The organism is Mycobacterium angelicum, from assembly GCF_002086155.1.
In the GTDB taxonomy this organism is placed as follows: Bacteria; Actinomycetota; Actinomycetes; order Mycobacteriales; family Mycobacteriaceae; genus Mycobacterium; species Mycobacterium angelicum.
This window is the reverse complement of the sequence record NZ_MVHE01000031.1, coordinates 34,124-59,925: the sequence shown is the minus strand read 5'-3', so window position 1 is coordinate 59,925 and position 25,802 is coordinate 34,124. Positions and strand designations below refer to the sequence as shown.

Here is a 25,802-nt window from a genome sequence, read left to right as displayed (position 1 = left end):
CCACCCACTCCCGCGCCGCACTCAACACCCGCACCGCCCCCGCCGACCAATCCACATGCCGACTAGGCACATCGGCATGCAACGACGCCGGCATCACCCCAAAGCGCATCGCCAACACCATCTTCATCACCCCCGCCACCCCCGCAGCCGCCTGCGTATGCCCCATATTCGACTTCACCGACCCCACCCACAACGGCTCACCAACCCCGCGACCCTGCCCATACGTCGCCAACAACGCCTGCGCCTCAATCGGATCCCCCAACACCGTCCCCGTCCCATGAGCCTCCACCACATCCACATCGCCTGGTGTCAAGTCCGCCGCCGCCAACGCCGCCCGAATCACCCGCTGCTGCGACGGACCATTCGGCGCCGTCAACCCATTCGACGCCCCATCCTGATTCACCGCCGAACCCCGCACCACCCCCAACACCTCATGCCCCAACCGCACCGCATCCGACAACCGCTCCAACACCACCACACCCACACCCTCACCCCACCCCGTTCCATCAGCCGAAGCCGAAAACGCCTTACACCGCCCATCAACCGACAACCCTCGCTGCCGCGAAAACCCCACAAACGTCGCCGGCGACGCCATCACCGTCACCCCACCCGCCAATGCCAAATCACACTCGCCCAGTCGCAACGACTGACACGCCTGATGCAATGCCACCAACGACGACGAACACGCCGTATCCACCGACACCGCCGGCCCCTCCAACCCCAACACATACGCCACCCGACCCGAGGCCACACTGCTCGCGCTACCGGTGAGCCCGTAGCCCTCGATTTCTTCTGAGGTGTGCCCGACTGCGTAGTCGGTCTTCATCATCCCGACGAACACCCCGGTCGCGGAGCCACGCAACGAAAGCGGGTCGATTCCGCCATGTTCCAGCGCTTCCCACGAACACTCCAGCAGCAACCGCTGCTGAGGATCCATCGCCAACGCCTCGCGCGGCGAGATCCCAAAGAATCCCGCGTCGAAATCGGTAGCGCCACTGAGGAAGCCGCCGGCCCGCGCGTACGTCTTACCTACTGCATCGGGATCGGGGTCGAATAGCTCCGCGATATCCCATCCGCGATCCGCCGGGAACTCCGATACCACATCCACACCGCCGGACACCATCTCCCACAACGCCTCGGGGGAAGCCACCCCACCGGGATAGCGGCAGCCCATCCCGACGATCGGCGGCCAGCCGCTTGCCGCCCGCCGATATCGCCGAGCCCGCCGACACCGCAGAGAACGCAGAAACCGCAGACCCGCACAGCAGCTGCTCGAGATGATCGGCCAGCCCCGTCGGGGTGGGATAGTCGAAGATCGATGTCGACGAAACCGTCCGCCCGGTAACAGCTTTGAGCCGGTCGCGCAGTTCCACCCCGGTAAAGGAGTCGAACCCGAGGTCGCTGAAGGTGGTGTCGGCGTCGACGTCGGCGGCGCGGGAATGTCCCAGCACCACCGCGACCTGGGCACGAACCGCGTCGACGAGCAGTTGGCGTCGCTGGTCGCGATCGAGGGCGTGCAGGCGCTGGGAGAATGTGGATTCGGGTGCGACGGGCTCGTCGTCGACGCGGTGCGCGCCGGCAGTGGAAGCAGGGGAATCCGCCGAGGACAGCCAAAAGCGCTGCCGGGCAAACGCATACGTCGGCAACTCGACCCGGCGGCCGCCGGCCAGCACCCCCGTCCAATCGACTGCCACGCCCCCGGCGTACGCCTGACCCGCCGACAGCCAGAACCGCGACAGCCCACCTTCTTCGCGGACCAATGTCGGTACCACCACCACGTCGTCACCGACACTGTCTTCAATCCCGGTCAGCAACACCGGATGCGGGCTCACCTCGACGAATGCCGCGTACCCCTGCTCGCGGCACCAACCCAGTGCGCGATCCAGGCGCACGGTCTGGCGAAGATTGCGAAACCAGTAGTGCGCGCCCAACTCCGACCCGTCCACCAGGCCGCCGGTAACCGTGGAAACGAACGCCACCTTCGACGAGCACGGGGTAAGGCCGGCCAGCTCCTGCTCCAACCGACCACCGATGGGCCCAACCTGCGCCGAATGCGACGCGTAGTCGACCTCGATACGGCGGGCACGAACGCCGTCGGCCTCGCACCGACCCAGCAACTCCTCGAGGGCGGCGTTCTCACCCGCGACCACGACTGCCGAAACCCCGTTGACCGCGGCAACACTGAGCCGGTCGCCAAAGTCGGCCAGCAGCCGCTGCACCGAATCCAGCCCGGCGGCCAGCGACACCATGCCCCCGCCCCCCGCCAACTCCACCAACAGCCGACTGCGCGAGGCCACCACCAACGCCGCGTCGCGCAGGGACAACACTCCGGCCACACATGCGGCGGCTATCTCGCCCTGCGAATGCCCCACCACCGCATCGGCTTTCACCCCCACCGATTCCCACAACCGCGCCAACGAGACCATCACCGCCCACAACACCGGCTGCACCACGTCCACCCGATCCAACCCGGGCGCCCCCGTGGTGCCCCGAATCACCTCTAGCAGCGACCATTGCACAAACTCAGCCAGCGCCTCGTCGCACAACCGCATCTGCTCAGCGAAAACCGCTGAGGTATCAAGTAGTTCGGCGCCCATGCCCAGCCATTGACTGCCCTGGCCCGGAAAGACCAGCACCGTCTTGCCCACCGGGCGGGCGCGGCCGGTCACCACGTTCGAACCCGGCGATCCGGCTGCCAGCCCGGCCAGGCCCGCCAGCAATTCGGTCCGGCCCGCGCCCACTACCACCGCGCGGTGCTCGAAGGCAGAGCGCCCCGCCAGCGACAGCCCCACATCCACCGGCGACAAATCCTCGTCGGCCCGCAAGAAATCGGCCAGCCGCTGCGCCTGCCCGGCCAGCGCCTGCGCCGACTTGGCCGAAACCACCCAGGGCACCGCCGGCATGGCAGGGCTCCGAACCTCTGGCAAGTCAATCAGCGGGGTCCCCTGCTCGACGACCACGTGCACATTCGTGCCGCCCATCCCGAACGACGACACCCCGGCCCGGCGCGGCCGACCGTCCGGTACCGGCCACGAAGCCAGCGCGTCGTTCACCCGCAGGCCGTAGCCGTCGAGGTCGATGCCGGGGTTGGCGCTGGCGTAGTTCAGGCTGGCCGGCAGCTCGCCGTTTTCGACGGCCAGGATCGTCTTGAGCAGGCCCACGATGCCCGCGGCTCCGCCGAGGTGGCCGATGTTGGTCTTGACCGAGCCGACGGCCAGCGGGCGATCGCGCCCAACGAAGAAGCGGCCCAACGCGGTTGCCTCGATGGGGTCGCCGATCGGCGTGCCGGTTCCGTGCAGTTCGACGTAGTCGACGTCCGTTACGTCGAGGCCCGATCGGCAGTAGGCGCGCCGCAATACGTTCAGCTGGCCGGCGACCGAGGGGACGGTCAGTCCGGCCTCGCCCCGGCCGTCATTGCCGACTGCGCTGCCCCGGATGACGGCGTGGACGTGATTTCGGTCGGCGATGGCCGCGGACAACGGCTTGAGCAAGAGCATTGCGCCGCCGTCGCCGCGCACGTACCCGTCGGCGCGCTCGTCGAACGTGTAGGTGCGTCCGGAGTGCGAAAGCCCGCCGAATTGCGCTTCGAGGGCGGCTGTTTCGGCGGCCAGGTTGAGCTGCACCCCGCCGGCTACGGCTAACGACGACTCACCGGTGCGCAGGCTTTCGCATGCGAGGTGGACCGCGACCAACGACGACGATTGACCGCAGTCGATGCTGAGGCTGGGGCCGAGCATGCCGAAGGTGAACGAGATCCGGTTGGCGATCAGCCCCCGGCTCACGCCGGTGAACGAATGGTGGTCCACCTCGTCGGTGTTGCGCAGCGTCAGCACCGCGTAGTCGTCGTTCATCGCGCCGATGAAGACGCCGACCTGATCGCCGTCCACCTGTTCCGGCGCCAGCGCGGCGGTTTCGAGAAGTTCCCAGGTGAGCTCCAGGGCGAGGCGCTGCCGAGGATCCATCGAACGGGCCTCGCGCGGTGAGAGGTTGAAGAAGCCGGCATCGAAATCGGCCACACTGTCGACGAATTCGGCACGCAGCGCAGCCGACTCGGGGCTCGTCACATCCAGTCCGTCGCGCAGCAGGTGCCAGAACTCGCGCGGGTTTGCCGCACCGGGAAGCCGGCACGCCAAACCGACTACTGCAATGTCGCTCACTCGTTGAGCCATGCGCCTGTCCGCCGTTCGCAGTTAACGTAGATAGTCGGCGAGCTGATCGCCGAAGAGTTTCACCGATTCCGTGTTCAGCATCTCTTCGTGGGTGCATTCGACGGAGTGCTCGGTGACGTTGCCGGCGACGTATGCCTGCCAGGTCGGCTGCAGCATCGAGCCGTCGGGCCGCTTCTCCGAGAAGATGAGCATGTCGCCGTCGAAGACGTCCGGAATGTGCTGGGACTGCAGGCGAATGCTGGTATTGAGGTTCTTGACCAAGATCTTCACGATGTTCTTGGGCGGGAGCGGGAAGTCCGGCGCGCCGTACTCCTCGAACAACGCCTCGACCTGTTCGTAGGTGAGCGGCTCGCCCTGCTCGTCGCAGGGAATGCGATTCATTTCCAGGAAACGGCCCAGGACATAGCTTTCGGCCACCGGATCGGACTCGGCGATCGCCTTTTCCGGGCCGTCCGCGTCGAAGGTGAGAATCGGGTCCAGCACCACCAGGCGCCGGACTTCGCGTCCTCGCCGGCGCAACTCGATGGCGAGTTGGTGCGCGACGATTGCCCCGAACGACCAGCCGATGAGATTGTAGGGGCCTTCGGCGTCGAGTTCCTGGATCGTGTCGGCGTAGTACTGCGCCATCTCCCGCACGGATGTCGGGGCGGATTCCCCTTCGGGTGGCAATTGGAAGCCGATGATCGAGCTGTCCACATACGCCGACAGGTTGCGGTAGGGCCAGCTCAGCCCGCCGCCCGGCGGCAGGCAGAACAGCGGAAGCCCGTCACCCTGCTTGAGCACCTCGATGGGAATGACCGCAACCGAACTGTCGGCCGAACCCAGCCGTTGGCTCAGGCTCGCGACCGTCGGCGCCTCGAACATGATGCGCACCGAGAGGTCGGCACTCAATCCCTTGTTAATCGCTGCGATCGCGCGGATCGCCAGCAGGGAATCGCCGCCCAGGTCGAAGAACGAGTCGTCGGCGCCAACCCGGTCGAGCCCGAGCACCTGCGCGTAGATACCGGCGATGACTTCCTCGACGGCGTTGGCGGGTGCGCGGTAATTGTCGTCGTCGCCGTATTGCGGGACCGGTAGCGCGCGGATGTCCAGTTTTCCGTTGAGGGTCAAGGGCAGTTCGTCCAGTGCGACGACGGCGGCGGGCACCATGTATTGCGGCAGCCGGTCGGCCAGCAGGCTGCGTAGCTTGGTGACGTCCGCGGTGCCGGTGATGTAGCCGACCAGGCGCTTGTCGCCCGGGCGGTCCTCGCGGGCGACGACCGCCGCCTGCTCGACACCGTCCAGTTGTGACAGCGCTGCGGCCACTTCACCGGGCTCGATGCGGTAGCCGCGGATCTTCACCTGCCCGTCGGCGCGACCCACGTACACCAGCTGCTCATCGGCGCCCCAGCGGACCAGGTCGCCGGTGCGGTACATGCGCGCACCCGGCTCACCGAATGGGCATGCCACGAACCGTGATCCGGTCAGCGCCCCGCGTCGCCAGTAACCACAGCCCACTCCGGCGCCGGCGACGTAGAGCTCGCCGACCACACCCGGGGGTACTGGACGCAGCCAGCCGTCGAGCACGAACAGCGCCGCACCCGATACCGGCGCACCGATCGGAGCCACCCCGGAACCGGCCACCAGCGGGGCGCTCATCGACGTGTACCACGTCTCGGTCGGCCCGTAGGCGTTGATCATCACCCGTCCGGGCGCCCACTGGTCCACCAGCTCGGGCGGGCAGGCCTCACCGGCGACCACCAATGCCGTCGACTCCAGCCCTGTGGGCGACAAACCCATTGCGGCCGAAGGGGTTTGCGACAACACGTCGACACGCTCCCGGACCAGCAGGTCGTGCAACTCGACCGGGGAACGGGTGATGGCCTCGGGAACCACGACCAGTCTGCCGCCGCGCAACAGCGCGTTGCAGATCTCCCATACCGAAACGTCGAAGCCGTACGAGTGCCACTGGCTGACCGTCTGGCCGGTCGTGGGCGCGAAAGAGGCTGGCGCAGTGAATAGTTGGGTGATGTTGCGATGGCTGATTCCGACACCTTTGGGGACGCCGGTAGTGCCCGACGTGTACAGGATGTAAGCCAGATTGTCAGCGGCCGGGTATGGCAGTCCGGTGCTGGGCCGGCCTCCGACGGCCGGATCGTCGACGTCGATCACCGCCAGGTTGTGCCCGGCTAGCTGTCCGGCCAGGGCGGCGGTGGTCAGTGCAGCCACCGGTGCGGCGTCATCGACGAGGAAGGCGATTCGGGTGTCGGGGTGGTTGGGGTCGATGGGCAGGTAGGCGGCCCCGGTCTTGAGGACGGCGGTAATGGCCACGATGGCTTGCGCGGAACGTTCCAGCAGCAGGGCCACCACCGTGCCGGGCCGCGCACCGTGGGAGACCAACACATGCGCCAATCGGTTTGCGGCCTCGTCGAGTTCGCGGTAGGTCCAGGACTGGCCCGCATAGGTCAGCGCCGGCGCATCCGGGGTGCGCAGCACCTGGGCGCCGAATAGTTCCGGTATCGACACCGCCGCGACGGGCGCACTGAGCACCGCGCGATGACCCATCTCGTCCAGCCTCGCCCGCTCGGCGTCATCGAGCAGATCCACCGCCGACAACCGCTGGCTGGGGTCGGCAGTCAGCAGCAACAGCATGTGCTCTAACCGCGCGAGCAGCTTTTCAATGCTGGACGCGTCGAACACGTCGGTACGGAACTCCACCGCACCGCCGATGCCGGCAGCCTCGCCGGTTTCGGTGAACTGCTCGACCAACGAGAACACCAAATCCATGCGCGCACTGTGGGTGTGGACGGGCTCGGGAGTCACCTCGACGCCGTTCAGCGTGCGCCCCGCCAGGTTCCCGTGCTGGCGGGCGAAGTTCTGCCAGGCCAGCAGCACCTGAATCAACGGATGATGGGTCAGCGACCGCACCGGATTGAGTTTGTCCACCAACACTTCGAACGGCACATCCTGATGCTCGAAGGCCGCCAGGCTTTGCGTCCGCACCTGGGCGAGCAAGTCCGCGAAACTCAGTTCACCGTCGACTTGAACCCGCAGCACCAGCGTGTTGACGAAGAACCCGACCAGGGCATCCAGGGCCGGATCGTCACGGCCGGCCGCGGCGAACCCGACCGCCACGTCACTGGTGGCGCACAGCTTCGACAACAACGCCGTCAGCGCGGCCTGTACCACCATGAAGCTGGTCGCGTCGTGCTCGCGGGCAACCCGCGCGATCTGGGCCTGCAACTGGGCCGGCCAGTCCACCTCGACACTGGCGCCGCGGTGGTCGGCCACCCGCGGGTACGGCCGATCCGTCGGCAGCTCCAGGCGCTCCGGCATACCCGCCAACGCCTTTACCCAATAGGCGATTTGAGCCCCGGCACCACTGTCGCTATCGGCAAGCTCTCCCAGGTTCGCCCGCTGCCACAGCGCGTAATCCACGTACTGCACCGCAAGCGGCGCCCAACCCGGCTCGCCACCGGCGCAACGACTGGCATAGGCCACACCCAGATCGCCCATCAGCGGCGCCAGCGACCACCCGTCAGCGGCAATATGGTGGACCACCAAGGCCAACAGATGCTCGTCGTCGGCAACCCGGAAAAGCTTCGCGCGCAACGGAATGTCGGCCGACAAATCGAATTCGTATCGCGCCAGATCCGCCATGGCCTCGTCGAGCGCAGCTTCCGGCCATGCCGCCGCATCGACGATCTGCCACCCGAAATCGAGCCCCTCGGCGGGCAACACCACCTGGGAGGCAATTCCGTCGGCAGACACGATCACGGTGCGCAAGCTCTCATGACGGCTCACGACATCCGAGATGGCTGCCCCCAGCGCATCGGCATCGAGCCCGCCACGCAGCCGCAACACCCAGGCCATGTTGTAGATCGGCGAAGGACCTTCCAGCTGGTCCAGGAACCACAGCCGGCTCTGCGCATACGACAACGGAATCGCCGCCGGACGCGGCCCGGCCACCAGCGGCACCCGCGCGCCCGTTCCGCCGCCCACGGATTCGGCCAGCCCGGCCACCGTCGGCGATTCGAACAGCACCCGCACCGACAGGTCGGAATCCAGTGCCTTGTTCACCGCCGCGATCAACCGCATCGCCGACAGCGAGTCGCCGCCGAGATCGAAGAACGATTCGTCGATGCCCACCCGGTCCAGGCCCAGCATCTGAGCGTAGACGGCGGCCACCGCCTCCTCGACGGCGTTGGTGGGTGCCTTGTACCGATCCACCGCGCCGAACTCGGGTGCCGGCAACGCCCGCACGTCCAGCTTGCCGTTGATCGTCAGCGGCAACTTGTCGACTCGGACCACGGCCGCGGGCACCATGTACACCGGCAACCGCTCGGCCAGCACCCCGCGAACCTCCGCGGCGTCCACGTCGCCCACCACATAACCGACCAGGAGCTTGTCTTCGCCACTGTCGCGACGCGCGATCACCGCCGCCTGCTGCACCCCGGCCACGGCCGCCAGTGCGGCCTGCACCTCACCGAGTTCGATGCGGTACCCGCGGATCTTGACCTGCTCGTCCGCGCGGCCCATGTACACCAGCTGCCCGTCGGCATTCCATCGCACCAGATCTCCACTGCGGTACATGCGTCCGCCGGGCACCTCGAACGGGCATGCCACAAACCGCGATGACGTCAATCCCGGCCGCCGCCAATAGCCGCAGCCCACCCCGCGACCGGCCACGTACAACTCGCCGACCACGCCCACCGGCACCGGACGCAACCACGCGTCCAACACGAAGAAGGCCGCACCCGACAACGGCACCCCGATCGGGCTGACACCGCTGTGGGTGTCCGGCTCGAGGATCTCCCGGAACGATGCGTGCACCGTCGTCTCGGTGATGCCGTACATGTTGATCAGCTGTGGGCGCGTGGGGTGGTTTTGCAGCCACGGTTGGAGACGTTGCGGCTCAAGGGCTTCCCCGCCCCACACCACCGCGTCGAGCTCCAGTTGACGACCCAGCTCTGGTTGTGCGGCGTCGGCGGCGATCAGGTTGTAGAACGCCGACGGGGTTTGGGTCAGTACGTTCACCTTTTCGGCGACCAGCAGCGCAAGTAGGTCCGCCGACGACCGCGTTGTCGCCTCGGGGATCACCACCAGTCGCCCGCCGTGCAGGAACGCGCCCCAGATTTCGAACACCGAGACGTCGAAGCCATACGAATGGCAATGCGGCCAAACGGTTCCCGGCCACGCCGGGATCATGTCCCAATCCCGGCAGTCGAACAGGTCGGTGACGTTCTGGTGGCTGATCGCCACGCCCTTGGGGACGCCGGTGGTGCCCGAGGTGTACAGGATGTAGGCGATGTTGTCAGCGGCCGGATACGGCAGGCTGGTGCTGGGCTGGGCGTCGATGGCCGGATCGTCGACATCGATGACCGTCAGGTTGCGGCCCTGCAGGCGCCCGGCCAGCGCGGCGGTGCTCAGCACGGCCACCGGCGCGGCATCGCCGACCACGAACGCGATGCGGCTGTCGGGGTGGTTGGGGTCGATCGGCAGGTAAGCCGCTCCGGTCTTGAGCACCGCCAGGATCGCGGCGACCGACTGGTAGGTGCGGTCCAGCAGCAGCGCCACCACGTCGCCCGAGCGCACCCCGGCAGCAACCAGCTTGTGCGCCAACCGGTTTGTCGCCTCGTCGAGTTCGCGGTAGGTCCACGACCGGCCCTCGTACACTATCGCCGTCGCCTCGGGCGTGCGTGCGGCGTGACCGGCGAACAGCGCCGGAAGCGACGCCGACGGCACCACCGGCTGACGCAACATCTCCCGGTTGCCCCAGCGGTGCAGCTCGGCGTGCTCGAGCGCGCCTAGGACATCGGTCGAGCACAGCGGGCGCTCGGGGTTGGCCGTCATGGCCGCCAGCACCCGGACGAACCGCTCGGCCATCCGCTGCACGATCACAGAGTCGAACACGTCGGTGCGGAACTCGACGCGCAGCCCCACTTCCCGGCCCGGCACGGCCTGCACCGTGAGCGGGTAGTGGGTGCGTTCGCGGCTGGCGCCCTCGGCGATCGACAGATCGCCGACGGACAGCGTCGCCACATCGTCGATGGGATAGTTCTCGTAGACGAACAGCGAGTCGAACAACGCTTCCTGACCGGTGATGCGCTGAATCTCGCTGAGCGCCAGATGCTGATGCTCCACGGTCTCGCTGTGAGCGCCGCTGAGTTGGTCCAGCAGGTCAACAGTGTTGGTGAACAGTTCGATTCGAGCCCTAACCGGGACGGTGTTGATCAGCAGCCCGACCATGGATTCGGCGCTCTCGATCTCGGCCGGGCGGCTGGCCGCCGTGGTGCCGAATGCGACATCGTGGTGTCCGGTCAATGACATCAGCACCTGCGCCCAGCCCGCTTGCAGCACGGTGTTCACCGTGGTGCGGCAGGAGCGGGCGAGCGCGGTCACCGCGTCGGTGGTGTCGGCGGGTATGCGGAACCATTCGACGCCGCGGTTGCCCAGGCCCAACCGATCCGGCGGGCCCACCAGTGTGGGGGCGTCGAAGCCGGCGAACACCGCGGCCCACGCCGCGCGGGCCGCGTCGAGGTCGCGGTCGGCCAGCCAGGAGACGAACTTTCGGTAGGGAACGGGCTTGGGCAGCGATTCGCCCGCATAGCCGGCGAAGATCTCGTGCATCAGAACCGGCACCGACCAGCCGTCCAGCACGATGTGGTGGTTGGTGAGCACAAACCGGTGTTGTTGCGGCCCGGTACGGATCAAGGCGGCCCGCAGCGGTAGCTCGCCGGCGATGTCGCACACCGCCGCACGCTCGGCGGCACTGAGCTCCTGAACCTGCCTGGCCTGTTCGGCGGCATCGATGCCGTCGGCCAACTCCACGTATCGCCAAGGCATTTCGGGATCGCGCAGGATGACCTGCAGGGGTTGATCGGCCTGTTGCCAGAAGAAGCGGGCCGCCAGGTGTGGATGCCGGCTCAGCACCTGTTGCATGGCGCCGCGCAGCCGGTCCGCATCGAGCGGTCCACTGATGGTGAGGTCGAGCTGTACCGCATACGGGTCGTCCTGATCGGCGTCGCTGTGTCCGGCGCTGGCGGCGTGGAAGAGCAGCCCCTGCTGCAGCGGCGTCAACGGCAACACATCGACGATCGGGTACTGCCGTTCGATCTCGTCGAGCTGCCGCTGGCTCACCCGGGCCGGCACCACATCGGACGGCGTCAAACCACCGCCGCCCCGGCCGACGTGCGCGCAGATGCCCCGCAGTGCCTCGAACCACAGCCGGCTCACCCGCTCGATCTGGTCCCGATCGAGTTTGCCTGCGGCCCAGGTCCATTCGGCGTGCAGTTGTGGCCCGTCGCCGGTGTCGATGGCGACGGCATTGAGGTCCACCGTGTGCATCAGCGGCATCGGCGAACCGGCGTTGCTGTTGTCGGCGAACGAGGAATGCCACGGGCCGATACGCCAGGTGTCGTCGGTGGCCGGTGTCTGAGTCGTCTGGACGCCCATGCGCCCCAGGTAGTTGAACCCGATCGCCGGATCGCCACAGGTGAGGCCGACCTCGTCGTTGAGGTAGCGCAGCAACCCGTAGGTCAGTCCATCGGGAAGGGCCCGCAGCTGCTCTTTGGCGTCCTTGACCGTCGCTCCCAGTGCTGCGTCGCCGGCGGCGACCTGCTGCCAGGAAAGTGCACCCGCGGACAGCGCCACCGGGTACTTGGTGGTGAACCACCCCACGGTGTGCGACAGGTCGATGCCGGGCACCAGTTCCTCGTTGCGCCCGTGGCCCTCCACGTCGATGCCGATCGGCATCGCACCGGTACCCAGGAATTCCGCCCACGCCAGCCGGAAGGCGATCAGCAGGATGTCCTGCACCCCAGCGTGAAACGCCGAGGGCACCTCGCCCAGCAGCATGCGGGTGGTGTCGACGTCCAGGTCTGTCGACATGTAGGAGGCGGTCGCGAAGGTATCCGCTGCCGGGTCCACCGCCGGCAGTGCAGCCGGCGCCGATGCCGCCTGCTTCCAGGCGCCGGCCTGGCCGATGACCGCGTCGTGCCGGGCGTGCTCGGCGAGCACCGAAGCCCAGCGCCGGAACGAGGTACCCCGGGTGGAGAACTTCACCCGCTGGCCGGCGCGGTGCTGGTTCCAGGCGCTGTTGAGGTCGTCCAGCAGAATCCGCCAGGAGACCGCGTCGACGGCCAGGTGATGGATGACGAGTACCAGCTGAGCCGAAGGCGCCGACCACAGCGCACTGAGCAACACTCCGGCGCGGGGATCCAGCCGGGCCCGGGCTTGGGCCAGCGCCTCCTCGGTCAACTCGGCCACGGAGTGCACGCAGTCGGCAACGTCGACTGAACCGGGTTCGGACACCCACAGCGACCAACCACCGGCGCCGTCGTCGGTAACGCGCATGCGCAGGGTGGCATGCCGATCCACCAGCGCCTGCAGCAACACCACCACGTCGTGCGCACCGACCCCCGCGGGCGCCTGCAACAGCGTTGCCTGATTGAACTGTTCCACCGGTCCGCCGAGGCTTTCGAGGCTTTCCAGCCAGCGGATGACCGGTGTCGCCGGAACCTGGTACGCGCCGTCGTCATCGTCGTCCACCTCGATGCCATCGCGGGCATCGGCGGTGGTGGCCACCCGGGCGACCCCGGCCACGGTTTGTTCGGTGAACAGGTCGCGCGGGCGGCACACCACGCCGGCAGCGCGGGCCCGCGCCACGACCTGAATCGCCGAAATGCTGTCGCCGCCAAGGTCGAAGAACGACTCGTCGACACCGACCCGGTCGAGTCCCAGGACCTCTGCGTAGATGCCGGCCAGGACCTCTTCGACGGCGTTGGCGGGGGCACGGTACTTGTCGGCGTCGCCGTATTGCGGCGCGGGCAGGGCGCGCACGTCCAGTTTTCCGTTGAGCGTCAACGGCAATTCGTCGAGTGCGACGACGGCCGCGGGCACCATGTACTTGGGCAGCCGCTCGGCCAGCAGGGTGCGGATCTCGTTGACGTCCGCGGCGCCGGTGATGTAGCCCACCAGGCGCTTGTCTCCGGGGCGGTCCTCACGGGCGATGACGACCGCCCGGTCGACGCCGTCGAGCTGGGACAGCACCGCGGCCACCTCACCGAGTTCGATGCGGTACCCACGGATCTTCACCTGCTCGTCGGTGCGTCCCAGATAGACCAGTTGACCGTCGGCACCCCAGCGCACCAGGTCCCCGGTGCGGTACATCCGGGCTCCCGGCGTGCCGAATTGGCAAGCGACGAAACGTGCTGCGGTCAGGGCCGAGCGTCGCCAATAGCCGCAGCCCACCCCGGCGCCGGCGACGTACAGTTCGCCGACCACACCGGGCGGCACCGGACGCAACCACGGGTCCAGCACGAACAAACCTGCCCCCGGCACCGGCGCGCCGATCGGTGTGGCCCCCGAGCCTGCCACCAGCGGCTTGCTCATCGTCACGTAGATCGTGGTTTCCGTTGGGCCGTAGGCATTGATCAACACCCGCCCGGGCGCGTAGCGGTCGGCCAGCTCAGTCGGGCAGGCCTCACCGGCGACCAGCAGGGTCGTGGACTCCAGTCCCTCGGGCGCCAGACTGCCCGCGGCCGAGGGCGTGTGGCAGAGCACGTCGACGTTTTCGGCGACCAGCAGGGCATGCAGGTCCTCCGGCGAGCGGGAGACCGCGTCGGGCACCACCACCAGCCGCGCACCGTTCAGCAGTGCGCCCCACACTTCCCACACCGAGACGTCGAACCCGTACGAATGCCACTGGGTTACCGTCTGCCCGGCGGTGGGAGTGAAAGCGGTTGGCACACCGACTAATTCGGTGAGGTTTCGGTGGGTGATGGCTACGCCCTTGGGGACGCCGGTGGTTCCCGAGGTGTAGATGAGGTAGGCGATGTTGTCGGCGGCCGGGAACGGCAGCCCGCCGCCGGGTGTGGCGGCGCTGAGCGCGTCATCGATATCGACGACGGTCAGGGCGTGCCCATCCAAGCGGCCGGCCAGCTTGCTGGTGCTCACCGCCACTACCGGTGCGGCGTCACCGACCATGAAGTCGATTCGGCTGTCGGGGTGATTGGGGTCGATGGGCAGGTAGGCAGCCCCGGTCTTGAGGACGGCGGTGACCGCGATGATGGCCTGCGCCGAGCGGTCCAGCAGTAGGGCCACCACCGTGCCCGGCCGTGCGCCGTGGCTGACCAACACATGAGCCAATCGGTTTGCGGCCTCGTCGAGTTCGCGGTAGGTCCACGACTGGTCGGCGTAGACCAGTGCCGGCGCGTCCGGGGTGCGCTGCACCTGGGCGTCGAACAGTTCCGGTATCGACTTGGACGCGCCGGGCGCGCTCAGTGCCGCGCGGTGGCCCATCTCGTCCAGCTGCGCCCGCTCGGCGTCGTCGACCAGATCCACCGCCGACAGCCGTTGCTGCGGGTCGGCGGTCAACACCACCAGCATCCGCTCGAGGCGCTGGATCAGCTTCTCGATACTGGCCGCATCGAAGACGTCGGTACGAAACTCCACGCCACCGCCGATGCCGGCCGGCTCGCCGGTTTCGGTGAACCGCTCGGCCAAGGAGACCACCAAATCCATTCGCGCACTGTCGGTGTGCACGGGTTCGGGAATCACCTCTAGGTCACCGAGCGCCGAACGCGCCAGGTCGTCCTGCTGCCGAGCGAAGTTCTGCCAGGCCAGCATCACCTGGATCAGCGGATGATGAGTCAGCGAGCGCACCGGATTGAGCTTGTCCACCAACACCTCGAACGGCACATCCTGGTGCTCGAACGCCGCCAAACTGCGCTTGCGAACCTGAGCCAGCAACTCGGCGAAACTCGCATCGCCGTCGACGTCGACGCGCAGCACCAGCGTGTTGACGAAGAAGCCGACCAGGGCGTCCAGCGCCGGATCGCCACGGCCCGCGGCGGCAAAGCCCACCGCCACGTCACTGGTGGCGCACAGCTTGGACAACAGCGCCGTCAGCGCGGCCTGTACCACCATGAAACTGGTCGCGTCGTGCTCGCGGGCAATCCGGGCCACCTGCGCCTGCAACTGCGCCGGCCAGTCCACCTCGACACTGCCACCGCGGTGATCGGCCACCCGCGGGTAGGGCCGGTCCGTCGGCAACTCCAGCCGCTCTGGCATCCCCGCCAAAGCCTTGACCCAGTAGTCCAATTGAGCCGCGGCGCCACTGTCGCTGTCCGACAACTCCCCCAGCGTCGCCCGCTGCCACAGCGTGTAATCCACATACTGCACCGCCAGCGGCGCCCAGTCCGGCGCCCGGCCCGCACACCGGTCGGCATAGGCCGCGCCCAGGTCATTCATCAGCGGCGCCAGCGACCACCCGTCCGCGGCGATGTGATGCACGGTCAACGCCAACACATGCTCGTCGCCGGCCACCCGGAAAAGCCTTGCCTGCAAAGGAATCTGGGTGGCCAGATCGAACTCGTAACGCACCGCGGCCTCGACCGCCGCCCGCAGTTGGTCGGCCGGCCAGCCGGTCGCATCGATGACGTCCCACCCGAAGTCGACCCGCTGCGCCGGCAGCACCAGCTGCGAGGCAACCCCGTCGGTAGCCACGAACACGGTGCGCAGGGTCTCGTGCCGGCCCACCACATCGGCGACGGCGGCGCCCAGCGCATCCTCGTCGAGCTGACCGCGCAACCGCGCCACCCATGCCAGGTTGTAGATCGGCGACGGGCCTTCCAGCTGGTCCAGGAACCACAGTCGGCTCTGCGCGAACGACAGTGGGATCACCGCCGGCCGGGGCCCGGCCACCAACGGCACCCGGCTACCCGAACCGCGGTCCACACACCGTGCCAACGCCGCTACCGTCGGCGACTCGAACAACACCCGCACCGACAAATCAGCATCCAGCGACTTGTTCACCGCCGCGATCAACCGCATCGCCGACAGCGAATCCCCACCCAGATCAAAGAACGAATCGTCGACGCCCACCCGGTCCAGCCCCAGCACCTGCCCGAAGGTGCCCGCTACGGCCTCCTCAACCAGACCAGCCGGAGCCCGATAGCGATCCGCATCGCCGAACTCGGGAGCCGGCAACGCGCGAACGTCCAGCTTGCCGTTGATCGTCAGCGGCAACGCGTCGATTGCGACCACCGCCGCGGGCACCATATACGCCGGCAGCCGCTCGGCCAGCACCGCGCGAATGCCCGACATGTCCACGTCGCCAACGACGTAACCCACCAAACGCTTGTCCCCGGGCCGGTCCTCGCGAGCGATGACCACGGCCTGCTGCACCCCGGTCACGGCCGCCAGGGCTGCCTGCACCTCACCCAGCTCAATCCGGTAGCCGCGGACCTTGACCTGCTCGTCGGCGCGCCCGGCGTACACCAGCTGCCCGTCGGCCCCCCACCGCACCAAATCGCCGGTCCGGTACATGCGCTCGCCAACGCCGCCGAACGGGCACGCCACAAACCGCGATGCCGTCAGTCCCGGCCGGCGCCAGTAACCACATCCCACCCCGCGACCGGCGACATAAAGCTCTCCGACCACACCGGCCGGTACCGGACGCAACGACGGGTCCAGCACGAACAGTGCCGCCCCCAGCACCGGCGACCCGATCGGCGGCGTCCCCGATCCGGCGGCCAGCGGCGCGCTCATCGTGGCGTAGATCGTGGTCTCGGTCGGGCCGTAGGCGTTGACCATCAGCCGGCCGGGGGCCCAGCGATCGACCACCTCGGCGGGGCACGGCTCGGCGGCGATCACCAATGCCGCCGCTTCCAGCCCCTGCGTCGCCAATCCCCTTACCGCAGAGGGTGTTTGGCTGAGCACATTGACCCCTTCGGCGACCAGCAGCGCATGCAGGTCGTCCGACGAGCGGGTGACGGCCTCGGGAATCACCACGAGGCGCCCGCCGTGCAACAGGGCACCCCAGATCTCCCAGGACGAGTAGTCGAAGGCATACGAATGGCATTGGCTCCAGACATGTTCCGGCGCCGGGACCAGCCGGCCGTCCAGCGCGCCGAACAGTTGGACGATGTTGCGGTGAGTGACCGCAACGCCTTTCGGGACACCGGTGGTTCCCGAGGTGTAGATGATGTGCGCGACGTTGTCGGGGCCCGGATGGGGCAGCGCGTGAGCGGGATAGCTGGTGGCAACGGCCGGATCGTCGATGTCGATGACGCGTAGTCGATGGCCGTCGAAGCGGCCGGCCAGCTCGGCGCTGGTGATCGCGGCTACCGGTGCGGCGTCACCGATCATGAAGTCCACCCGCGCCTGCGGCAGCGCGGTGTCGATGGGCAGATAGGCCGCGCCGGTTTTGAGCACCGCCAGAATCGCGGTGATGGCGTTTGCACTGCGCGGCAGCAGCATTGCCACGACATCCCCGGGGCGCACACCGCTGCCGATCAACAGATGCGCCAGCCGGTTGGCCGCATCGTCCAGCTCGCGATAGGTCCACTGGTCACCGTCGAAGCGCACCGCGACCTGCTGTGGAGTGCGCGCCACGTGCGCGGCGATCCGCTCCGGGATCGACGCCCCCGCGAATGGCGCGCTGAGCACCGCGCGGTTGCCGATCTCGTCGAGGCGGGCGTGTTCGGCCTCGTCGAGCAGATCGATCGAGGACAACCGCTGCTGCGGGTCGGCGGCCAGCTGCCCCAGCGCCCGCTGCAGCCGGTTGATCAGTGTTTGGATGCTGGCCGCGTCGAACACGTCGGTGCGAAATTCCACCGCACCGCCGATCCCCGCGGTTTCGCCACCTTCGGTGAATTGTTCGCCGAGGGAGAAGACCAGGTCCATGCGCGCACTGTGGGTGTGCACCGGGACCGGGGTCACCTCGAGGCCGTCCAATGTCGAGCGGCCGGCCGGATCGCCGGTGCGAGCGAAGTTCTGCCAGGTGGACATCACCTGGATCAGGGGGTGGTGGGTCAGCGAACGAGTCGGGTTGAGCCGGTCCACCAGAACCTCGAACGGGACGTCCTGATGCTCGAAGGCGGCCAGGCTTTGGGCGCGCACCTGAGCCAGCAATTCGGCGAAGGTCGGGTCACCGGCCACCTCGACGCGCAATACCAACGTGTTGACGAAGAAGCCCACCAGCTCGTCCAGCGCGGGGTCATCACGGCCGGCCGCGGCGAATCCCACCGCAACATCGTTGGCAGCGCACAACTTCGACAGCAGTGCCGTCAGAGCCGTCTGGAACACCATGAAGCTGGTCGCGTTGTGTTGACGCGCCACCCGGGCCACCTGCTGCTGCAGCTGCGCCGGCCACTGCACCACCACCGCATCGCCGCGATGGTCGGCAACCCGCGGATAGGGCCGATCGGTGGGCAACTCCAGCCGCTCGGACATTCCGCCCAAAGTCTGTACCCAGTAGGCCAATTGGGCCGCGGCACCGCTCTCGCTGTCGGTGATCTCGCCCAGGTTCTCGCGCTGCCACAGGGTGTAGTCGATGTACTGCACGGCCAACTCGGCCCAATCCGGCGCCTGATTGGCGCGCCGGCTGGCATAGGCCTCTCCGAGGTGCGCCGTCAGCGGAGCCAGCGACCACCCGTCGGCGGCGATGTGGTGGGCCACCAGCGCCAGTTCGTGCTCCTGCTCGGCCACCCGGAAAAGCTTTGCCTGCAAGGGAATCTCGGTGGCCAGGTCGAAGCCGTAGCGGGCATGCTCCTCGATGGCCTCCTGCAGCCGGCCGGACGACCAGGCCGTCGCGTCGACGATCTGCCAGCCGAAGTCGGCCCGCTCGGCCGGCAACACGACCTGCTGGGCAACCCCGTCGGAGGCCACGAAGATCGTGCGCAGGGATTCGTGGCGGGCCACCACGTCGGCCAGCGCCTGGCCCAGCGCCGCACTGTCGAGTTCGCCACGGAAACGCAGCACCCAGGACATGTTGTAGATCGGTGAGGGCCCTTCGAGCTGGTGCAGGAACCACAACCTGCTCTGCGTGAAGGACAACGGAATCACCGCGGGCCGCGGCCGCCCCACCAACGGCGTGCGCCCGCCCGACATTCCGCCCACCCGGGCCGCCAATCGGGCCACCGTCGGCGACTCGAACAACACCCGGACCGCAAGGTCGGCATCCAGCGATTTGTTGACCGCCGAGACCACCCGCATGGCCGACAGCGAATCCCCGCCCAGATCGAAGAACGAGTCGTCGATGCCGACCCGTTCCAGTCCCAGCACCTGGGCGTAGATGCCGGCCAGGATTTCCTCGACGGCATTGGCCGGCGCCCGGTACCGGTCGGACTCGCCGAATTGCGGAGCGGGCAGGGCCCGGACATCGAGCTTCCCATTGAGGGTCAACGGCAGTTCGTCCAACGCCACGACGGCCGCGGGCACCATGTACTGCGGCAGCCGGTCGGCCAGTGCGGCCCGGATCCCGATCACGTCAACGGTTCCGGTGACATATCCCACCAGGCGCTTGTCGCCGGGGCGGTCCTGCCGGGCGATCACCGCGGCCTGCTCCACGCCGTCCAATCCGGCCAGCGCGGCTTGCACCTCACCCAATTCGATGCGGTGCCCGCGGATCTTCACCTGCTCGTCGGCACGCCCCAGGTAGACCAGCTGGCCATCGGCGCCCCAGCGCACCAAGTCCCCGGTGCGGTACATCCGGGTCCCGCGCGTACCGAATGGGCATGCGACGAAACGAGTTCCGGTCAGTCCGGCCCGCCGCCAATACCCATACCCCACGCCGGCACCCGCGACGTACAACTCCCCGACCACACCGGCCGGAACCGGACGCAACCATGCGTCCAGGACGAACAACGCCGCTCGCGGCACCGGGGAACCGATCGGCGCGATTCCCGACCCGGCCACCAACGGCGTACTCATCGCGACATACATCGTGGTCTCGGTCGGGCCGTACTGGTTGACCAACACCCGCCCGGGCGCCCACCGGTCGACCACTTCGCCGGTGCACGCTTCGCCGCCGAGCACCAGCGTGGTCGAGTCCAGGCCCTCGGTCGACAGCGCCGACACCGCGGACGGCGTCTGGGTGAGCACGCCGACCTGCTCGGTTACCAGCAGGTCGTGAAACTCCGCCGGCGAGCGGGTTATCGCGTCGGGCACCACGACCAGACGTCCGCCGTGCAACAACGCGCCCATGATCTCGAACAGCGACAGGTCGAAACCGTAAGAGCTGCACTGGGTTACCGTCTGGCCGGCACTGGGCGCGAACGAGGTCTCCGAGGTGAACAGCTGGGTGATGTTGTGGTGGCAGATCGCCACGCCCTTGGGAGTGCCGGTGGTGCCCGAGGTGTACAGAATGTAGGCGATGTTCTCCGGGCGGGGCTGCGGCAATGCGTGCGCGGGATAGCAGTTTCCGACGGCGGGATCGTCGATATCGATGACTGTCATCTGGTGGCCGGCCAGCCGGCCGGCCAGTGGCGCATTGCTGATCGCGGCCGCCGGCGCGGCGTCGCCGAGCATGAAGTCGATGCGGGCATCGGGATGGTTGGGGTCGAGCGGCAGGTATGCCGCACCGCTCTTGAGCACCGCCACGATCGCCATGATCGCCTGCGCTGAGCGCTCCAACAGCAGTGCGACCACGTCGCCGGGGCCCACGCCGGCACCAACCAGATTGTGCGCCAATCGGTTTGTCGCCTCGTCGAGTTCGCGGTAGGTCCACGTCTGGCCGGCATGGGTCAGCGCCGGCGCCTCCGGAGTGCGCTGCACCTGGGCGGCGAACAACGCCGGAATGGACACGGCCGATCCGGGCTGCGACAGCGCCGCGCGATTGCCGATCCTGTCCAGATAGGCCTGCTCGGCAGCGACGGAACCGGGTTGGCCGTCGAAGAGGACGCTCACCTCGCGCAGCGGGCGGTCCCACATTTCCACCAACCGTTGCATGGTGGAAAACAGGCGGCTGCCCAGCGTGTCGGCGGTGAACCCGACCGCGTCGGCCGGCGCCTCTATCGTCAGCTTCAACCGGTCACCGATGTGCTCGACGATGATGCCGACGGGAAAGTGCGCGCGGCTCAACGCACTTGGCGAGTGGAAGGTCACCGTACCGTTGGACAGTTGCCTGCCGCCGAACAGACCGGCAGACGGAAAGTTCTCGAACGCGATGACGCTGTCGAACAACTCCCCCACCCCGGCCAGCGCCCGGATCTGCGAGTGAGTCAGATAGGCGTGCCCGCGCAGCCGTGCCGCGTCGCGCTGGATGGAGGCACACTGTTGGGCCACAGTCGTTTTCGGGTCGAGCCGCACCCGGAGCGGGACGGTGTTCACGAATAGACCGACCATCGATTCGACACCGGCGAGTTCGGCGGGACGAGTGGATACGGTGACCCCGAACACCACATCGCGCCGGTCGGTCAGTACCGACAGCAGCAGCGCCCACGCCACCTGTGTCAACGTGTTCAAGGTGACGCCGCGGCTGCGGGCGGCGTCGACCAGGCGAGTGGTGGTCTGCTGGTCCAGGCTGACCACTACCCGATCCGGTTTCCCGCCGGACTGCGCATGGTCGTCCGCCGGACCCGCTGACACCAACGTCGGCCCATCCAGGCCGACGAGGTGCTCACGCCACTGCTGTTCGCCTTTCGCGACGTCGTAGCCGGCGAGCCAGCCGATGAAATCGCGCCACGGCCGCGGTGGTGGCGGCAGCGAGTCAACGGCACCGCCGCTCTGGTACAGACTTAGTAGCTCTTCGAGGAATACCGCGATCGACCATCCGCCGATCACGATGTGGTGTGCGACGATGTTGAATCGCCAACGCGCGTCGGGCAATTCGATCAGCAGGAACCGCACCGGCGGGCCCTTTTCGAGATCGAAGCCGCGCTCCTGCTCGGCCGCCTCGCACGCTGCTGCCGTTTCGGGGGTGGCGACGACGTGCTGCCACGCCAGGTCCACCTCCGACGGCACCACCTGCACCGGGTGCGCCAGCGTGCGGCCGACGAAACGAGCCCGCAGGTTGGGGTGGCGCTTGAGCATCGTCAGTGCGCAATTGCGCAGCAACTCGGTGTCCAGCGACCCGGAGACGTCGATGCCGATCGAGATCGTGTACGGGTCTTCGGATGGCCGTTGGCTGGCCTGGGCCAACGCGAACAGTCCCTGCTGGAGCGGGCTGAGGACCATCACATCCTGGATGCCGACGACCTCGTTGCTGGTTTCGGTCATGCGACGGCGGCCTTGTCGATTCTGGCGAGGACATCCGGCAGTGCGAGCAGGTCGGCCGCCGACAGGCCCGACATGCTCATCGCTTGAAACCGGCCGTCCCCGGCGACGCTGCCGGCCTGCTCAGCCTCATTTCTGCTCTCGGCGGCCAGTTCGTCCAGAGCCGCCGCGAGCTCACCCAGCGTGGGATGCTCGAAGATCAGTTGCGGATTCAGTGGCAGGTTCGCCGCGTGCATGCGGTGGGCGAGCTGCATCGCCGAAACGCTGTCCCCACCCAGAGCCACGAACCGTTCGTCGCGCCCGACATCGGTGATACCGAGGATCTGCTCGATCGCCGCCGCCAGCGTCCGCTCGGTGGCGGTACGCAGCGGCTCAGGAGATTCGCTGCGATGCACCTTCGGGGTGGTCGCGATGGTGATGTTGGGCGTGGCAACGACGCTCGCCGGGGCGGCGGCGCTCGCCGGAGCGGCAGGCACTAACGCCCGACGCTGGAATGCGTAGGTAGGCAATTCGATTCGCCGCGCGCCCGCGTCGGCGTATCCGGCTGACCAGTCGATCGGCGTGCCGTGGACGAACATCGTCGCCAGTCCGCTGACAAACGAGGAGGTCTCCTCCAGCGTCTGCCACAGCAGCGGGGTGACGTTGCTCGCTTCGGCGTCGATGCGTGCGGTGAGGTCAGCACCCGGGCCGACCTCCACGAAATTGCCCACACCGCCCTGGGATTGGGCCCACTGCACCGCTTCGGCAAAGCCGGCGGGCTGCTGCAACTGGTCGATCCAATATTGCGGCGTAATCAACTGATCGGCTGCCACGAGACCGCCGGTCACCGCCGATACCACCCCGATGTTCGGGGTTTGGTAGTTCAGCCGGCGGCAGACCGCGGCGAATTCCGGAATCAACGGTTCCAGGTTCGCCGCATGCAACGGGTGGCTGAGGCCCATCCGCCTGGTCTGCATCCCGTTGACCTCGAGCTTCTCGGCGAGCCTGGTCAACGAGGCGTGGTCACCCGAAATGGTCAGTGAGGTAGGCGAATTGATCGCGGCCACCGAGCAGCCGGGGAATTCCCGCAGGAACGGGCGCACATCGCCTTCGCCCGCCTCGACGGCCAGCATTTCCTCGTCGACGGGTACCGATTGCAGCAGGCGGCCGCGCTCGGCCACGAGTTCGCATGCATCAGCCAGCGACCACACTCCCGCCACGTACGCCGCGGTCACCTCGCCGAGGGAATGACCCATGACGAAGTCGGGCCGAAGGCCCCACGATTCGGCGAGGCGGAACAGCGCAACCTCGAAAGCGAACAGCGCGGGCTGGGCGTAGGCGGGCTGGTTCAGCAGTTCGGCGGCCTCCGAGCCGGCTTCGGCGAAGACGACGTCCTGCAATGAGGTGCCCAGCAGTTCGTCGAAGATGGAGCACACCTCGTCGAAAACCTTGGCGTACTGCGGAAAACTCGCGTAGAGCTGTTGACCCATGCCCACCGACTGGGCCCCCTCGCCGGGGAACATCGCCGCGGTCTTGGTCGAGCTCTCCGCAACGCCGTGCACCACCTCGGCCGACGTGCCGCCAGTGGCCAACGACCGCAGCCCCTCGAGCAGTTCCTCGTTGTCACGACCGACGATGACGGCCCGGTGCGTGAACTGAGTGCGGGTGGTAGCCAGCGAAAGGCCGATGTCGGCCGCGTCGAAGCCGGGGTTCTCGCCGAGGTGCGCGACCAGCCGGGCGGCCTGCTTCGGCAGTGCCGCTTCGGATTTCGCGCTGAGTATCCAGGAGAAGACGGGCAGTTCGTCGCGAGAGACTTCGGGCGTCTGGCCCACCGTGGCAACCTGGCGCGGAGCCTCTTCCACGATCACGTGCGCGTTGACGCCGCTGATGCCGAAGGCCGACACCCCGGCCCGGCGTGCGTCATCGCGCTGTGGCCACGGCTGCGCCTCGGTGACCAGCGCAACGCCACCCGAGGACCAATCCACGAACGGGGTCGGCTCGCCGGAGTGCAAGGTCTGCGGTATGACGCCGTGGCGCATCGACTGCACCATCTTGATGACGCCACCCACCCCGGCTGCGGCCAGCGTGTGGTTGATGTTGGTTTTCAGCGAACCCAGCCACAGCGGCCGGCCCTCCGGCCGGTCCCGGCCGTAGGTCTCGATCAGCGCTTCGACCTCGGTCAAATCGCCCAACGGCGTTCCCGTGCTGTGCGCCTCGACCACATCCACCTGGCTGGCGTCCAAACCGGCGTTGGCCAGCGCGCGGCGGATCACCCGCTGCTGCGCCAACCGGTTCGGGGCACCGGCCCTGTTCGAGGAGCCGTCGTGATTGACCGCCGAACCCCGAATCACCGCCAGCACCGGGTGCTGGTTCTGCTGTGCGTCCGACAGCCGCTCCAGCAGCAGCATGCCCACGCCTTCGCCCCAACCCGAACCATCCGCCGACGCGGCAAACGACTTGCACCGCCCGTCGGCGGCCGAACCCACGCCGCCGCGCAGCCCCGAAAGGCGCTGGGGTGTCATCACAGTGACGCCACCGGCCAGGGCCAGCGGGCACTCACCGGACCGCAACGATTGCACCGCTTGGTGAATCGCCGTCAAGGACGACGAGCATGCGGTGTCCATCGTGATGGCCGGACCATTGAAGCCTAAGAAGTAGGAGACCCGCCCCGCCGCCATGCTCGAGGTCTTACCGCTGAAAGCGAAGGGCAGGGAGCTGTCCGGCTCGTCGTTGGCCTCGCTGTAGGCGCCCACGAATGACGCCATGCCCAGGAAGACACCGGTTTCGTCGGCCGGTGCGGCCGCCGGGTCGATGCCCGCGCGTTCGAATGCCTCCCAGGAAGCCTCGAGCGCCAGCCGCTGCTGCGGGTCAATCACCGCCGCCTCGCGCGTGCTGATGCCGAAGAAGTCCGCGTCGAAAGCGGTTACCTCGTCGATGTATCCGGCGATGTCAGAGTCGGCGCCGTCGGTGTTTTCCAGGTCCCAGCCGCGGTCGGCCGGCGGACCCGATACCAGGTCGCACCCCTGCGACACCGCACGCCACAAATCCGCCGGAGAACTCACGCCACCCGGGTAGCGGCACGCCATGCCCACAATCGCGATCGGCTCGCTGGCCTTCTCCTCGACCTCTCGCAAGCGCCGGCGGGTTTTCTCCAGCTCCAGCACGGCTTGCTTGAGGTAGGTGTGGAGTTCTTCATGACTTGCCATTTTTTGACAGCCTTTCATGAGAAATAATTCTGACCGCGATCAGCAATTAAGTTGTGCGTGCTAATAACCGATGAGACTGGTTACGCACGGCTTTGGGCGTGGGGGGAAACCGCGCTTCTAAAGAAGTTTTCGATCTGTTGAACTCAGTTCGATGGGTGACTGCTAAACGGGTTAGAGATCAGCAGTCCGGCATAGTCTGCGAAGCGTGGACGATCGTGGCTTCGGTACTCACCAAAAACTCCCTTAGATAAGCATCTGGCGACTCGTTATCTGTCTTGACGCGTGCAAAGTTAGTGCACGGAGTCGACAGTGACTATGGGCAAGTCGCCCTGTTCCGGCGGGCGGCGGTGCAGCAAAACGCACAACGTCCGTGCAGGCCGCCGTTAAAGCCACCAACCTGCAGGTATGTCCCTCGCGAAGCGCCTGAGACATGGCGTCAGAACCGCCGTCTCGGGGGCGCTACCGGGCC

Annotated in this window: 1 protein-coding gene and 3 pseudogenes; all 4 read right to left on the bottom strand. The window is 67.6% G+C overall.

What is annotated here, in order from left to right; genetic code table 11:
• A pseudogene (locus tag BST12_RS33520) lies at window positions 1–1,183 on the bottom strand (beta-ketoacyl synthase N-terminal-like domain-containing protein); the annotation flags it as partial.
• Between the two features lie 151 nt (window positions 1,184–1,334).
• Window positions 1,335–4,169: pseudogene (locus BST12_RS17800) on the bottom strand (type I polyketide synthase); the annotation flags it as partial.
• Between the two features lie 84 nt (window positions 4,170–4,253).
• Window positions 4,254–22,151 (bottom strand): annotated as a pseudogene (locus BST12_RS17795) (non-ribosomal peptide synthetase); the annotation flags it as partial.
• Window positions 22,148–25,333, bottom strand: a complete 3,186-nt coding sequence (locus BST12_RS17790) for a type I polyketide synthase (protein ID WP_083114458.1) — start codon at window positions 25,331–25,333, stop codon at window positions 22,148–22,150. The gene BST12_RS17790 and the pseudogene BST12_RS17795, both read right to left, overlap by 4 nt.
• Window positions 25,334–25,802: the final 469 nt, after the last annotated feature.